This window comes from Methylobacterium sp. E-045 (assembly GCF_022829685.1).
Lineage (GTDB): Bacteria > Pseudomonadota > Alphaproteobacteria > Rhizobiales > Beijerinckiaceae > Methylobacterium.
Genome location: NZ_JAKSYE010000085.1, coordinates 257462 through 272340, shown reverse-complemented (window position 1 = coordinate 272340; position 14879 = coordinate 257462). Strand labels below are relative to the sequence as shown.

At 69.1% G+C, this 14879-nt stretch carries 11 protein-coding genes; 6 read left to right on the top strand and 5 right to left on the bottom strand.

All coding sequences use genetic code 11. From position 1 onward, the window contains the following. The first annotated feature begins 10 nt into the window (after window positions 1-10). From MKK51_RS14885 to MKK51_RS14870, 4 genes are all read left to right on the top strand, one after another. A complete protein-coding gene (locus MKK51_RS14885; protein WP_243978374.1) occupies window positions 11-2482 on the top strand; it encodes a glycoside hydrolase family 2 protein in 2472 nt (823 codons plus the stop codon). Further along, window positions 2472-4214, top strand: a complete 1743-nt coding sequence (locus MKK51_RS14880; protein ID WP_243978372.1) for an alpha/beta fold hydrolase — start codon at window positions 2472-2474, stop codon at window positions 4212-4214. The genes MKK51_RS14885 and MKK51_RS14880 overlap by 11 nt, the downstream gene beginning before the upstream one ends. Window positions 4215-4275: 61 nt before the next feature. Beyond that, window positions 4276-5196 carry an ADP-ribosylglycohydrolase family protein gene (locus MKK51_RS14875; RefSeq protein ID WP_243978370.1) on the top strand — a complete coding sequence of 307 codons (921 nt, stop codon included), beginning with the start codon at window positions 4276-4278 and terminating at the stop codon, window positions 5194-5196. A gap of 153 nt (window positions 5197-5349) precedes the next feature. Then, window positions 5350-6525: an MFS transporter gene (locus MKK51_RS14870; protein WP_243978369.1), complete on the top strand. Its 1176-nt coding sequence runs from the start codon at window positions 5350-5352 to the stop codon at window positions 6523-6525. A gap of 43 nt (window positions 6526-6568) precedes the next feature. Here the strand turns inward: MKK51_RS14870 and MKK51_RS14865 are convergent, their stop codons facing one another. The 4 genes from MKK51_RS14865 to MKK51_RS14850 all read right to left on the bottom strand — a co-directional run bounded on the left by MKK51_RS14865 (window position 6569) and on the right by MKK51_RS14850 (window position 9848). Beyond that, window positions 6569-6889, bottom strand: a complete 321-nt coding sequence (locus tag MKK51_RS14865; protein ID WP_243978367.1) for a hypothetical protein — start codon at window positions 6887-6889, stop codon at window positions 6569-6571. Window positions 6890-6955: 66 nt separating this feature from the next. After that, window positions 6956-7729, bottom strand: coding sequence for an ABC transporter ATP-binding protein (locus MKK51_RS14860; RefSeq protein WP_243978366.1), 774 nt, complete (start codon window positions 7727-7729; stop codon window positions 6956-6958). Continuing rightward, window positions 7726-8754 carry a FecCD family ABC transporter permease gene (locus MKK51_RS14855; RefSeq protein WP_243978364.1) on the bottom strand — a complete coding sequence of 343 codons (1029 nt, stop codon included), beginning with the start codon at window positions 8752-8754 and terminating at the stop codon, window positions 7726-7728. Before MKK51_RS14855 ends, MKK51_RS14860 begins: the two co-directional genes overlap by 4 nt. Further along, window positions 8751-9848 (bottom strand): iron ABC transporter substrate-binding protein, encoded by a 1098-nt coding sequence (locus MKK51_RS14850; protein WP_409565687.1) that lies wholly within the window; start codon window positions 9846-9848, stop codon window positions 8751-8753. The genes MKK51_RS14855 and MKK51_RS14850 overlap by 4 nt, the downstream gene beginning before the upstream one ends. 262 nt (window positions 9849-10110) lie before the next feature. Between MKK51_RS14850 and MKK51_RS14845 the strand changes: the two genes are divergently transcribed. Beyond that, the gene (locus MKK51_RS14845; protein WP_243978363.1) at window positions 10111-11427 is read left to right on the top strand and encodes a UDP-glucose dehydrogenase family protein; all 1317 of its coding nucleotides are present in this window, start codon (window positions 10111-10113) and stop codon (window positions 11425-11427) included. Window positions 11428-11560: 133 nt separating this feature from the next. Next, entirely contained in the window at window positions 11561-12466 is a 906-nt protein-coding gene (locus MKK51_RS14840; RefSeq protein ID WP_243978361.1) for a hypothetical protein, read from the top strand. A 70-nt stretch (window positions 12467-12536) separates the two neighbouring features. Here the strand turns inward: MKK51_RS14840 and MKK51_RS14835 are convergent, their stop codons facing one another. Beyond that, window positions 12537-14513 (bottom strand): acyl CoA:acetate/3-ketoacid CoA transferase, encoded by a 1977-nt coding sequence (locus MKK51_RS14835; RefSeq protein WP_056161468.1) that lies wholly within the window; start codon window positions 14511-14513, stop codon window positions 12537-12539. Window positions 14514-14879 lie beyond the last annotated feature (366 nt).

Here is a 14879-nt window from a genome sequence, read left to right as displayed (position 1 = left end):
GGGCATCGCGGTGGCACGTATCCTCGCCGTCGACGGCGTGCCGACCCTCCACGTCGAGGGACCGTGGCATTTGGCGGTGACGCCTCAGGGCGCCTGTGCGACACCCGACGACCTGCCGGGCGAGGGCTGGATTCCGGCCGACGTGCCCGGCACGGCGGCGGCTTCGTTGCGCGAGGCCGGGCTCTGGTCCGAGGCGGCGCCGACACCGCTCCACGACTCCGACATCTGGTATCGAGCCACCCTCTCCGGCACCGGCCGCGAGCGCCTGCGCTTCGAGGGGCTCGCGACCGTCGCCGAGATCTGGATCGACCGGGTACTTGCCGGGACCGGCCGCTCGATGTTCCTCGCCCGGGAGGTCGAGGCGGATCTGTCCGGCGAGACCGAGATCGCCCTCTGCTTCCGCTCGCTTTCGACCGAATTGGCGCGTCCGCACAAGCGGGGCCGCTGGCGACCGCTCCTGGCGACGCCGGGCTCCCTGCGCCATGCCCGCACCAGCCTGCTCGGCTTCATGCCGGGCTGGTGCCCGTCCATCGATAGCGTCGGCCCCTATCGGCCGGTGACGCGCAGAGCGCTTCGCGGCGACGCGGCGGATATCGCCTCCGCCGATCTGCGCACGGCCCTCGATGGCGGGACGGGACGGCTCACCGCGCGGATCGAACTCGACGCTGCGGCGGAGGGACCGGCATGTCTGATCTGCGACGGCCGCCGAACCACGTTGCAGCGGACCGCGCCGGACGTGTTCGAAGGCGAACTCCTGCTGCCGGGTATCGCTCCGTGGTGGCCCCATACCCATGGTGAGCCCAGACTCCACGCGGTGGGAGTTGTGGTCGCGGACAGGCACCTCGATCTCGGCCAGGTCGGCTTTCGCACCATCACCCTGACCCGCCCGTTCGAGGAGGGGCTGAGCCTCGCGATCAATGGCGTCCCGGTCTTCTGCCGTGGCGCCTGCTGGACGCCGCCCGACCTCGTTGGCCTGTCCGGCGACCGCGACAGCTATCGGCCCCTCCTCGAACTGGCGCGGGAGGCCGGCATGAACATGCTGCGCGTGCCGGGCATCACTCTCTATGAGGCGTCCGCCTTCCACGATCTTTGCGACGAACTCGGCATTCTGGTCTGGCAGGATCTCATGCTGGCCAATTTCGATTATCCGACCGACAATCCCGGATTTCAGTCCATGCTGGTCGAGGAGATCGCGCAGTTCCTCCACCGCACCCAGGCTTCGCCCTCGCTCTGCGTGCTGTCGGGCGGCAGCGAGGTCTGGCAGCAGGCGACGATGCTCGGCTTCCCGCGCGAAGTCTGGGCCGGGAGCTTCGTCGCCGAGGCGCTGCCCAACCTCGTCGCCGAGATCCGGCCCGATCTCGTCGTGGTGCCGAACTCGCCCTCGGGCGGCGATCTTCCCTTCTCCACCTCCGCCGGGGTGACCCACTATTACGGCGTCGGCGCCTATCGCCGGCCCTTCGACGACGCGCGCCGGGCCGAGGTCGGGTTCGCCTCCGAATGCCTCGCCTTCGCCAACGTGCCGGAGGCCGCCACCCTCGCCGAATGCGGCCTCACCGATCCGGCTTCGCCACGATGGGCGGCGGGCATCCCCCGCGACCGGGGGGCGGATTGGGATTTCGAAGGCGTGCGCGACCATTACGTGGGGCTGCTCTACGGTGTCGATCCGGCGCGCCTTCGCCGGGAGGATCCCGAGCGCTACCTCGCGCTCGGCCGCGCGGCGAGCGCCGCCTGCATGGAGGCTGTTTTCGCCGAATGGCGCCGGTCGCGCTCGCCCAATGCCGGCGGGCTCGTCTGGTTTTTTCGCGATCTCGCGCCGGGGCCAGGATGGGGCGTGGTCGACTGCCTCGGGCGTCCGAAATCCGTTTGGTACGCCCTCAAGCGCGCGTTCCGGCCGGTTCAGGTGACCCTGTCCGACGAGGGACTGAACGGGCTGCATGTCCATGTCCATAACGAGACGGCCCGGCGGCTCGACGCGACCCTCCGCCTCGCCTTCACTGATGCGGGCGGCCGCGTGGTCATCGGGGCCGAGCGGGTGATCGAGGTCGGTCCGCGAGACTCGGCGGCATGGTCGTCGGCCGAGCTCCTGGGGCGCTTCTTCGACGCGACCCATGCCTATCGGTTCGGTCCGCCGGCCCATAGCCTCGCCCATGCGAGCCTCACCGATACCGGCTCCGGTGCGGTGATCGCCGAGGCGTTCCACTATCCGCAGGGGCGGGATCCGGAGCCGCAGGACATCGGACTCTCGGCTGAACTCATGCGCGAGGGAACCGGGTGGGCGCTCCGCATCGCCACCGGGCGGCACGCCCTCGGCGTCCAAATCGAGACCAGTACCGGACGGCCATCGGACAATGGGTTCTCGCTGGCGCCCGGAGCGACGCGGATCGTGCCGCTCCTCGGAACCGCCGAGACGGGTGACGCGCCAGCGGGCCTTGTCGGCGCCCTCAACGGCATCGCAATCGCGAGGTTCGGTCGTGGCGATTGAGACCTCCCGCCCCGGCGGGTACGCCGCATCGACCCTGCCGCTGAGCCCCGTCGCCTTCGACGGCGTGTTCGGCTGGTTCAGCCCGGGGATCTCGCGCCGAGGTGTCGTCCTCTGCGGCACCCATGGCTACGAGCAGCTCTCGGCGCATCGCCCCTGGCGCGGCCTCGCCGGGGGGATCGCCGCCACGGGCTGCGCGACCCTGAGCATCGATTATCCCGGCACCGGCGATTCCGGCGACGCGGGCGCCGACAGTGTCGAGGGTTGGCTCCGGTCGGTGCGCCGGGCTATCCGCTACCTCCGGGAGGAAGCGGGGGTGGAAGAGATCGTCCTCGTCGGTCTGCGCCTCGGCGGCACCCTCGCGGCCCTCGCCGCCGAAGGCGAGCGGATCGATCGGCTCATCCTGCTGGCGCCCTTCGCGACCGGGCGCGCGTATCTTCGCGAGATGACGATGCAGGCGCGCACCATCGGGCGGATGCCGGACGGATCGCCGCTGCCGCAGGAGCCGGGCCAGCTCATTGTCGGCGGATTCCCTCTCGTCCCGGCCCTCACCGCCGAACTCGCGACTCTCGCGCTTCCCTCCGCGGAGCGCGCGCCCGCCCCCGACATCCTCCTCATCGGTGCAGAATCCGGCAGCCTCGGCCCGCGCTACACGGCCTTGGGCGCACGCGTGACGACGCGGCCTTTTCCGAGCCTCGCAGCGCTCGTGGCCAACCCGCTCTATGCCGAGGCACCGAAGGAGGCCTTCGCGGCGGCGATCGCCTTCGCCGCCGAAGGGGTGCGGCCCCGGCTTGGCTTGGCCGTCCACGGCCGCCCGCTCCCGCCCGATCCGATCCGGGGGGAGGGCTGGCGCGAGGAGCCCTCGCGGTTCGGCCCTTCATCTGCCGATCCCGGCCTGTTCGGCATCCTCTGCCGTCCCGGCGAGGTCGATGGCGCTCCGCCGATGGTGCTGTTCGTCAATGCGGGCACCAACGTGCATTCCGGCTGGGGCCGCCAGACCACCCGTCTCGCCCGTGAGCTCGCCCGCGATGGCGTCCTCTCCCTTCGCATGGACCTGCGCGGCATCGGCGACAGCCCGGATCGCGCGGACGGGACATCCCCGCTCTACACGCTCGCCGCGCTCGACGATGTCCGCGCCGCCCTCGACCATCTGCAGAGCGTCCGATCCGGGCCGATCGTCATCGTGGGCGCCTGCAGCGGCGCCTATCTCGCCTTCCAGGCCGTGTGCCGCGAGGAGAGGCTAAAGGGTGCGGTCCTGGTCAACCCCTATTGCTTCGACTGGAACCCCGCCGACGATGTCGACAGCGTCATCCGCAACGTGTTCCGGAATGCCTCGACCTATGCCGGTCTGCTGAAGCAGGGAGCCGCATGGCGACGCCTTGCGCGCGGGGAGATCCGCATCGGCGCCATCGCGCGGGCGATCAGCCGGGCCGCCATCGGGCGGGTGACGAGGCGGCTCGCCTTCCTGCTCCGGCCCCGCCCCGCCGGCGGAACGGTGGCGCAGCGTATCGCCGCCCTGCTCCGGCGCGGCGCCCATCTCGAACTCGTCTACAGCGAAGGCGATCGCGGCCTCGCCGCCCTGCACGAGGCGCTCGGCCGCTCCCCCGCGAGGATCGCCCGCTGCCTCGGCGGCCCGGTGACGATCGTCGAGGGAGCGGATCACGACCTCAGCCCGGTCGCTGCCCAGGCGCGGATGGCGGAGGCGCTGCGGCGACTGCTTGCGCGCGTGCACTGAAGCCCATATCGCCGCGCGCCTGCGCGCCGGGTATGAGTGCCGGAGCCGAAGGAGCCTCAGCGTGACCCTGCCCGATCCGACGCACTCCCCCGCTATCCGCGACCGCGCCCGTGGCGCTTTCCTCGGCCTTGCGATCGGCGACGCCCTCGGCACCACCCTGGAGTTCAGCCGCCGGGATACTCTCCCCCATCATACCGAGATGACCGGCGGCGGCCCGTTCGATCTCCAGCCCGGTCAATGGACCGACGATACCAGCATGGCTCTGGCGCTTGCCGAGAGCCTGCTTCAGGCAGGGCCTTTCGATCCCCACGACCTCGCCAGCCGTTTCGTCGCGTGGTGGCAGCAGGGCGCCTATTCCTGCACCGGCGCCTGTTTCGATATCGGCCTGACGACGCGGGACGCCCTGGCCCGGTTCGTCGAGACCGGCCGAGCCGAGTCCGGCTCCACCGATCCGGACACCGCCGGCAACGGCTCGCTGATGCGCCTCGCTCCTGTCGCCCTCGCCACCCTGCACGATCCCGGCGAGGCCGAACGGATCGCCGCGGCGCAGAGCCGGACCACGCACGGCGCGCAGGAGGCCGTCGAGGCCTGCGCCTATTTCATCCAGCTGCTCCGCCAAGCCATTCTCGGCGAGGCGGACATTCTGCGGCCACGCGCCGGGAGCGGCCCCGGCCGATCGGCCGTCGAGGCGATCGCCCGCGGCTCCTGGCGCGGCAAGACACGGGCCGGGATCCGGTCGTCCGGCTACGTCATCCACACGCTCGAGGCGGCCCTCTGGGCGGTCGGCAGCACCGAAACCTTCGAGGATGCACTGATCCTGGCCGTCAATCTGGGCGAGGACGCCGATACGGTCGGTGCCGTCACCGGCCAGCTCGCGGGCGCCCTCCATGGCGCTTCGGCGATTCCCGAACGCTGGCTTCGGCCCCTCGCCTGGCGCGATCGGATCGTCGATCTCGCCGATGCCCTGGTGGCGAAGGCCTGATCCCCGGCGCGGATCGGGGGTTGCCCGCTGCTTTCCCCGGGGCGCCGGGTGGACCAGCGCATCGCGCGTTGCCGTCGTGACCGGCTTATGAAAAACACCACTGCGGACGCTCGTGCGAGGGCCGACCGGATCGTCCCCGCTTCGAGGGTGTGAATGACCGCTGCGCCGACGGCCTTCTCGACCACGCGCCTGATCGTGATCCTGGCCGTGGCGGGCTTTGCCAGCACATTCGCCGGGCGCGCCATCGAGCCCCTCGTTGGCGTCCTCGCCCGCGACCTGCGCAGCGATCCGCATACGGTCGCCCTGCTGTCGACGGCCTTCGCGCTGCCCTATGCGCTGATCCAGCCGATCCTCGGGCCGGTGGGGGATTCCCTTGGCAAGGAGCGGGTCATCGCCGTCTGCCTCGGCATCCTCACCCTGGCGCTCGCCGGCTGCGCGCTCTCGGGGGATCTCACCGTGCTGTTCGGGCTGCGCATATTGGCGGGGGCGGCGGCGGGCGGCGTCATTCCCCTGGCCCTCGCCCTCATGGGCGACAGGATTCCGCTCGAGCGCCGTCAGGTCGCCATCGGCCGCTTCCTCGTCGCCGTCATCCTCGGGCAATTGTCCGGCTCGACCTTCGCCGGTCTGATCGAGGCCGATGTCGGTTGGAAGGGCGTCTTCGCCATCACGGCGGCCATCGCGGCGCTCGGCTGCGCGGCGGCGATCCTCGGCTTCGAATGGGCGGCCGGCGCGGCACCCAAGCGCTTCGCGCTCGGCGAGGCGGTGACGCGCTACCGCACCATCGTCGCCATTCCCCGTGCGCGGGTGCTGTTTGCCGCCGTGTTCATCGAGGCGATCGCGGTCTTCGGCATCTTCCCCCATCTCGCACCGCTCATCGAGGCGCGCGGGGAGGGCGGTCCCCGCGAAGCCGGACTTGCCCTGGCGGGCTTTGCCGCCGGGGGGCTTCTCTACTCGGCCTTCGTCGCCGTGCTCCTGCGTTTCCTCGGGATGCCGCGGATGCTGATCGGCGGAGGAGCGATCTGCGCCGGCGCCCTGCTCGTCATCGGCAGCGCGGCAAGCTGGCAGGTGGATGGTGCGGCCCTGGTGGCGTTGGGCCTCGGCTTCTACATGCTCCACAACACCTTTCAGGTGCAGGTGACCGAGGTGGCGCCGACGGCGCGCGCCTCCGCCGTCTCCCTCCACGCCTTCTCGTTCTTCTGCGGCCAGGCTTTGGGCGTCGCCATCCTCGGCGTCGCCCTCCAGGGCCTCGGCCAGTTCACCGCACTCGCCCTCTGCGCTCTGGTGATCCTGGGTGTCGGCACCGTCAGCGCGCGGTTGCTCTCGCGCTGACGGTCCGTCTTCCGATACCACGCCGGAATGGTCGGGTATCGGCTCACGTCGCTTCCAGCCCCGCATACCACTCGGCATAGGTCGTGTTCGCGACCATGCGGCGGTTCTGGTCGGGGGCTCCGTCCGTCCACCAGACGGGGCCGCGTTCGCCCAGCCCGTGCTTGGCGGCGTCGACCGCCGCGCGAGCTTGTTTCATGGCGGCCTCGTTTTCCCCGCGCTTGGCCTGCTTCACCGCGCGCCGGGCATCCATCAGCGCCTTGACGAGGTGCTCCCGCGCCTCGTCGCTCAGGTTCGGATCGGTGCGCCGCCACAGTCGTCCCCTGACGACGATGTAGCGGCCGTCGGGGGTCTCCAGCGCTGGCATCCTGTGTCAGTCCCATCCTTGACGCATGTCGGCACGGCAACGCGCGGGCGGGGCCGGCGTGCCGCCTCAGCGGGGCAGGATCGGCGTGCAGACGAAGCGCCCGCTGCCGGGCAGGAGCACGATAGCGACGTCGACGCCGTAGAGGAGGCGCAGGGTCTTCGGCGTGACCGCCTCCTCCGGCCTGCCCAGCGCCAGGAGACGGCCCTCATGCAGGAGCGCGACCGTATCGCAGAGGAAGGCGTGGTCGGGGTCGTGGGTCGAGAGCACGATGCCCATGCCCCGTTCCTTCAGACGCCGCACCTGGTCGAGGACGCGAGCCTGGTTGCCGAAATCGAGGCTCGCCGTCGGCTCGTCCATGACGAGGAAGCGCGGCTCCCCCGCCAGCGCCCGGGCAATGAGGACGAGCTGGCGCTCGCCTCCGCTGATCTCGGTGTAGCTCCGCTCGGAGAGATGCCGGATGCCCAGGGTGGCGAGGGCCTCGAGGGCGATCGCCTCGTCCGCCCTGCCGGGGGCGGCGAAGGCGCCGAGCCGGCTCGCCCGGCCCATCAGCACCACGTCCTGCACGCGGAAGGGGAAGAAGGCGGCATGGGCCTGGGGCACATAGGCGACGCTGCGCGCGAACCGCGCCCGCGACCACGTCGTCACATCCTCGCCGTCGAGGGTGATCCGCCCGGCCTTGGCCGGGAGCAGGCCGAGGAGGGTCTTGAACAGGGTGGTCTTGCCGCCGCCATTCGGCCCGAGCAGGCCCAGCACCTCCCCGGCGCTCACGCTGAAGCCGATGCCCGCGCCGACGGACTTGGCGCCGTAGCCGAAGGCGAGGTCGTGGACGGCCAGACTCACGCCCAGCCCCGCCTGGCGGTGGCCAGGAGCCAGAGGAAGAACGGCGCGCCAATGAGCGCGGTGAGGATGCCCAGCGGCACCTCGATCGGCGCCACGGTGCGGGCGACGAGATCCACCGCCAGGAGGTAGCCCGCCCCCATCAGGAGCGAGGCCGGCAGCAGGCGGCGGAAATCGGGCCCGACGATCAGCCGGGCTACATGCGGGATGATGAGGCCGATCCAGCCGATCACGCCGGTGACGGAGACGGCGGCGGCGGTCACCAGGGTGGCGGCGGCGATGAAGAGGGGGCGCAGCAGGCGCGTCTCGACGCCCAGCGCCCGCGCCTCCTCCTCGCCGAGACTCATCAGGTTCATCCGCCAGGCGAACAGGATGAGGGGCAGCAGGCCGAGCACCATCGCCGGGAGGATCGCCCCGACATCGCCGAGGGTGACGGAGGCGAGGCTGCCGAGGAGCCAGTAGGTGATGGCGGGCAGCTGGTTGTAGGGGTCGGCCAGCACCTTCAGCAGCGAGATCGCGGAGCCGAGCACCGCCCCGATGGCGACGCCGGCGAGCACGAGGGTCAGCACCGGATCGTGCCGCCGCACCGCGAGGCCCACCGCGTAGACCGCGCCGACGGCGAGCAATCCCCCCGCGAAGGCGAGGAGCTGGATCGCACCCACGGGGAGGGAGAGAAAGATGCCGAGCACTGCGCCGAGGCTCGCCCCCGCCGAGACCCCAAGAATGTCGGGCGAGACGAGGGGATTGCGGAACAGGCCCTGGTAGGTCGAGCCCGCCGCGGCGAGGGCCGCGCCGACGACGAGGCTCGCCGCCACCCGCGGCAGGCGCACCTGCAGCACCACGATCTGCGCGGTCGGATCGAGGGAGGACGTCGAGCCGACGAGCTTCGCCCAGAGGATGCGTGCCACGTCGACGACGGGCACGGCGTACTTGCCCGTCGCCAGGGAGACGAGGACGAGCAGCCCCAGCGCGAGGAGCGGAAGCCCTCCCCGCAGCGCGAGGCGGGCGGCGGTGGAGGAGGGTGTCACGGCCGGGCCGTCCCGGCATCCTTCAGCAGGGTGTCCAGCTGCGACGCGTCGAGGTCCACATGGTAGAAGCGCTTGTAGAAATCGCGCGCGATCGCATCGATCGGTTCCGGAAACAGGTCGGGATGGAGCAGGCCGGCGAGCCAGCGCAGGCCGAGCAGGCGGTTGATCCCCGGAGGCGAGTCGAACCAGCCGAAGGGCAGGCGCGGCGTTTGGTAGACCCGTCCGGCGCGCACGGCGCCGAGGGCGCTCCAGAGCGGATCGGTGGATATGCCCCGCCGGAAGGCGGGGTCGAGGGTGACGATGGCGTCGGGGTTCCAGGCCAGGACCTGTTCCGGAGACACCGTGGTGAGGCCGGCGGCGCCCCCGCCCTCGGCGACGTTACGGGCGCCGGCCCTGTCGAGGATCTCGGTCGTGATCGAGCCGGAGACCCCCGTTTCCAATCCGCGCGGCCCGCGGGCGTAATAGACGCGCGGCCGCCGGTCGGCGGGGAGCGAGGCGATCCGGCCCTTCACCTCGGCGATCATCCCCTCCGCATGGGCGGCGAGGTCCCCGGCCCGCTCCGGCGTGCCGATGAGTTCGCCGAGCTTGGCGTAGGTCTCGCCCGTCCGGTCGATGGCGCCGTCGAGGAGAATGTAGGGAATGCCCGTCTGCGCCTGCACCCGGTCGGCGAGGGAGACATAGGTTGGCGCCGTGCTGCCCACGTCGATGATGAGATCCGGCTTCAGGGTGAGCACGGCCTCCACATTGGCGGTGTTGCCCTTTCCGGTGAGGCGGCCATAGGCGGGCAGGCCGCGCGTCTCCGGCGTCAGGAACGCGGCCTCGTCGGGGGAGGGAGCCCGGACCCAGCCGATCATGGTCTCGGACGCCAGGGTGTAGAGCAGGACCGAGGCCGGCGGCCCGGCAGCGAGGACGCGCTTCGCGCGCTCGGGCACCTCCACCGTTCGCCCGGCCGCATCGACGAAGGGGCGGGCAAAAGCCGTCTCCCCCACGGCGGCGAGGCCCGCCAGGGTGATCGCGACCGCCACGAGCGCCTGCATGGCACGGGACGGGACGCGTTTCCGGGTGGCGGCCGGCGGGATGAGGCGAAGGATCATGGCCCGGATCGTATCACGGCGACGGGCGCGACGCTCCGTGACGCACACGCCCGAAATCGAGACCGCCGCCGCCTCTCGTTTGTCATCCGCAAGGGGCTGCTATACAGCCCCGGTCCACCGATCCGCCCGGCGGTGGTGGAGGCATCGGGGCCGGCCGACACGGCGATCCGCCATCGTCTTGATCCGTCATGGATCTGTCACCGCCGGCGGCGAGAGACGGTTGGTCGAGACGCCCCATCGAGGCGGCCGAGGAGAGAGCCTGATGAAGATCGCGATGATCGGCGCGGGGTATGTCGGCCTGGTCTCCGGTGCGTGCTTTGCCGATTTCGGCCACACGGTCTGTTGCGTCGACAACGATCCGGCCAAGATCGAAGCGCTCGAACAGGGACGTATCCCGATCTTCGAGCCGGGCCTCAATACCCTGGTCGCCGACAACGTCCGCCAGAACCGCCTGACCTTCGCCACCGACCTGAGGAGCGCGGTGGCCGCCGCCGATACGGTGTTCATCGCGGTGGGCACGCCATCCCGCCGGGGCGACGGCTTCGCCGATCTCTCCTACGTCTATGCGGCGGCCCGCGACATCGCCGCCGCGCTCACCGGCTACACCGTGGTGGTGACGAAATCGACGGTTCCCGTCGGCACCGGCGACGAGGTCGAGCGCATCATCCGCGAGGCCCGGCCCGACGCCGATTTCGCCGTGGTGTCGAACCCGGAATTCCTACGCGAAGGCGCGGCGATCGGCGATTTCAAGCGGCCGGACCGCATCGTCATCGGGGCCGACGACGCCCGCGCGGCGAGCGTCATGAACGAGGTCTACCGCCCGCTCTATCTCAATCAGGCGCCGATCCTCGTCACCGGCCGGCGCACGGCGGAGCTGACGAAATACGCCGCCAATGCGTTCCTCGCCACCAAGATCACCTTCATCAACGAGATCGCCGACCTCTGCGAGCAGGTCGGCGCCAACGTCCAGGAGGTCGCCCGCGGCATCGGCCTCGACAACCGCATCGGCTCGAAGTTCCTGCATGCGGGGCCGGGCTATGGCGGCTCGTGCTTCCCCAAGGATACCCTGGCGCTGGTGAAGACCGCACAGGATTGCGGCACGCCGATCCGGCTGGTGGAGGCGGTGGTCGCGGTCAACGACCAGCGCAAGCGGGCCATGGCGCGCAAGATCGTCTCCGCCTGCGGCGGCTCGGTGCGTGGCAAGACCATCGCGCTGCTGGGCCTCACCTTCAAGCCGAACACCGACGACATGCGCGACGCGCCGTCCCTGTCCATCGTCGCCGGCCTGCAGGATGCCGGCGCCCGCATCCGTGCCCATGACCCGGAGGGGATGGAGGGCGCCCGCGCGCTGATGCCGGACATCGCCTATGCCGACGACCCCTATACCTGCGCGGAAGGGGCCGACGCCCTCGTCATCGTCACCGAATGGAACGCCTTCCGCGCCCTCGACTGGGCGCTCCTTGCCGAGAGCATGGCGGCGCGGGTGGTGGTGGATCTGCGCAACGTCTACCGGGGCGAGGACGTGGTCCGCCACGGCTTCCACTATGTCGGTATCGGCGTGCCGACGCCGGAGCAGTAACGGCGCAGGTGCCAGGGGCTGGACAATGTTCGGTGCCGCCGCACCGATACAGCAGCCGGATCGAAGACAGGAGTTGCAACGTCCCCACACTCCGATTTCTGTCATGCCCGGAGCCGGATAAGCTTCCTCGCCCTTGGCGATTGGATTTAGGGCGATCCGTCCGTGTTTTCTATTTGAGGAAACGCAGGCTGCCCATTACAGTCCAGGCCTGCGATCGCCTTCGAGGCCCCTCGAACGGGCCGCAAGACGTCCTGTCGCAGGTTTCACGGGGGGGCATCAGACCATGGTTGCAGTAGTTGAATACGTCGCGTCGGATTCGCGGACGTTCGATCTCTACGAATTTTTCTACGAAGACCCGAAGGTCACGCTGACGTCACCAACCGGCTACAAAATCAGTTTCGGCGACAATCAGTATTCCATCGTCAAGGGCACTGGCTTTCTTTATAAATCGCCCGACTCTTTTCCCTATAGCGGCACCACAACCTACGCCGCGACCTACACCGACGGCAAGATTGCCGCGAAGCTCAGCGGCCTCAACATTACGACCGAGCAGGCCCGTGACTATATCGTCAGCGGCGATCCTGTGGCCGTGAACAAGGACATCTTCCGCGGCGCCGATTCCGTGGTGGGCTCCACGTTCAATGATTACATCGACGGCTTCGGCGGCAACGACACGATCACCGGCGGGCTCGGCCGTGACACGCTCAAGGGCGGGACCGGGGCCGACACCTTCGTCTTCAAGACCCTCGCCGACAGTACCGTCTCGAGCACGGGGCGCGACACCATCTTGGACTTCAAGCAGGACCAGCACGACAAGATCCACCTGAAGGCGATCGACGCGATCTCCGGTACGGCGACGAACGACGGCTTCCACTTCATCGGCGACGACGCTTTCGGCAAGCAGGCCGGCGAGTTGCGTGCCGTGGTCTCCGGCAGCAACACCATCGTCAGCGGCGATGTCGACGGAAACGGCAAGGCGGATTTCTCGATCCTGTTGAAGGGGATCGTCGCACTGCACGCCACGGATTTCGTGCTGTAGCGCTCGGGCTATCCCGGATTCAAGAACGCCGCGCCCGAATGAAGCGGGCGCGGCGTTCTGCCGAGATCGATCAGGCCGCCGCGTCGATGGCGGTGGACGCCCGGCGTACCTTCCGGTCCATGCCGTCGAGGAAGGCGTGGGCGTCCTCCTTGCGCTCGAAGACGTGCGGGGCGAGGCCGCGATTGTTGAGCGCCTCCTCCATCTTGAGGCGCAGGAAGGCGCTCGTCGCGTAGCGCGTGGTGGTGAGGTAGTAGTTCGCCGACAGGTATTGGATCATGCTCGCGTAATCGTCGTACAGGTTCTCGTTGATGCGGAACCCGTCATGGTTGACCACCGAGTTGACCCGCTGGCCGGCCTTCTTGCAGGCATCGACCAGGACCTTGCGCAGGTCGTCGATATCGCTCTTGATGCGGGCGTGCCAGCCTTCGAGGTTGAGGAAGAGGATGTTGCGCTCGGCGTCGTAGCTGACCCGTTCCGGCAGGTTGAGGTTGAGGAGGTCGGAGAGGAGCTCCATCGGCTCGTCGCGGAACAATCGGGCATCCATCTGCGCCGGGTGCTTGATGATCGGCGTGAAGCCCATATGGGGCAGGATATCGCGCTCGATATCGATGCCGGGTGCCACCTCGATGAGTTCGAGCCCTTCGTCGGTGAGCTGGAAGACGCACCGCTCGGTGACGTAGATCACCGGCTGCGAGCGCTTCTGTGCATAGGGGCCGCTGAAGGTGATCTGCTCTACCTGCGGCAGGAACTTCTGCGAGCGTCCCTCGGTGACGATCTTGAGCTTGCCGTCCTCGATCGTGGTCTCCAGGCCGCCCACCGTGAAGGTGCCGGCAAAGACCACGGAGCGCGCGTTCTGGCTGATATTGATGAAACCGCCGCAACCGTTGAGCTTGCCGCCGAACGCGCTGGTATTCACGTTTCCATGCTGGTCGCACTCGGCCATGCCGAGGCAGGTCATGTCGAGGCCGCCGCCATCGTAGAAATCGAACATCTGGTTCTGGTCGATGACGCAATCGGCATTCGTCGCCGCGCCGAAGCTCGACCCGGAGGCGAGCACGCCGCCCACCGCGCCGGCCTCCGTGGTGAGGGTGATGTAGGGCGTCACCTTCTCCTCGTTGGCCACGGCCGAGATGCCTTCAGGCGCGCCGACGCCGAGATTGACCACGCCGTTGGGCGGCAGTTCGAAGGCGGCGCGCCGGGCGATGATCTTGCGCGCGTCGAGCTTCATCTTCTTCATGCCGCTCACCGGCACGCGGATCTGGCCGGCGAGCGCCGCATCGTGCTGCACGCCGTAATTCATGCGGTGCATCTCGGGCTCGGCCAGGACCACGCAATCCACCAGGATGCCCGGAACGCGCACGTCCTTGGGCAGCAGGAAGCCGTCATCGACGATGCGCTCGACCTGCGCGATGACGATGCCGCCGTTGTTGCGCGCGGCCATGGCCTGGGCGAGACAATCCAGGGTCAGGGCCTCCTTCTCGAAGGAGATGTTGCCCGCCGGATCCGCCGAGGTGCCGCGGATGAAGGCGACGTCGATTTTGGTGGCGGTGTAGAACAGCCACTCCTCGCCATCGACCTCCACGAGCTTGACGATCTCGTCCGTCGTCACCTCGTTCACGCGGGCGCCGCCGTGGCGCGGATCGACATAGGTGTGCAGGCCGACTTTGGAGAACAGGCCGGGCTGGCCGGCGGCGCAGGCACGGTAGAGCTGCGAGATCACGCCCTGGGGCAGGTTGTAGCCGACGATCTTGTTGTCCTGGGCGGCCTTGGCCACCTTCGGCATACGCCCGAAATTGGCGGCGATGACGCGCTTCAAGAGGCCCTCGTGATGAAGCCGCCCGGTGCCGAGGCCTTTGCTGTCGCCGGCGCCGGCGGTCATGATCAGGGTGAGGCCGCGTGGGGCGCCCGTGTCGACGAAGCGCTTCTCCAGGGCGGCATGAAGCGCCTCCGGGATGCAGCTCTGCACGAACCCCGTGGTCGTGACGACGTCGTCATGCCGGATGAGGGCGATCGCCTCCTCGGCCGTGATCACCTTATTTTTCTTCATCGACCGGTCTATCCTCGGAGCGCCTCCCCCGTCCGGACCCTAACGCAAGTGATATCTTGCATAGTGTCCGGGGTGCGGAAGTCTTGTTTGGCGCACGCAGCGTAAAGATACGGTCCAGTTTTCGCAAGGGGCCGGTCTAGGTGTAATAGCACTGCGCATGTCTTGTTGCACTGCAGCAGATTTTTGGGTCGTCGCGCCGCGGTATCCGACCACTCCGGTGGTTTTTGAGGATTTTGCGCAATCGTTCGCTTCCGCTCAGGCCACATGAACACTTTTGCAGTGCGAGAACGTCGACAATATTCAACATTCTGAGTTCCACTGCTGCCGCCTGTCTTGCGTCGGTCCCCATCCCAGGTACTCCGTCTC

Coding starts and splice junctions, on each gene's coding strand:
- MKK51_RS14870 (WP_243978369.1), top strand. CDS start 5,350: ATGACCGCTGCGCCGACGGCCTTCTCGACCACGCGCCTGATCGTGATC.
- MKK51_RS14865 (WP_243978367.1), bottom strand. CDS start 6,889: ATGCCAGCGCTGGAGACCCCCGACGGCCGCTACATCGTCGTCAGGGGA.
- MKK51_RS14850 (WP_409565687.1), bottom strand. CDS start 9,848: ATGATCCTTCGCCTCATCCCGCCGGCCGCCACCCGGAAACGCGTCCCG.
- MKK51_RS14845 (WP_243978363.1), top strand. CDS start 10,111: ATGAAGATCGCGATGATCGGCGCGGGGTATGTCGGCCTGGTCTCCGGT.
- MKK51_RS14835 (WP_056161468.1), bottom strand. CDS start 14,513: ATGAAGAAAAATAAGGTGATCACGGCCGAGGAGGCGATCGCCCTCATC.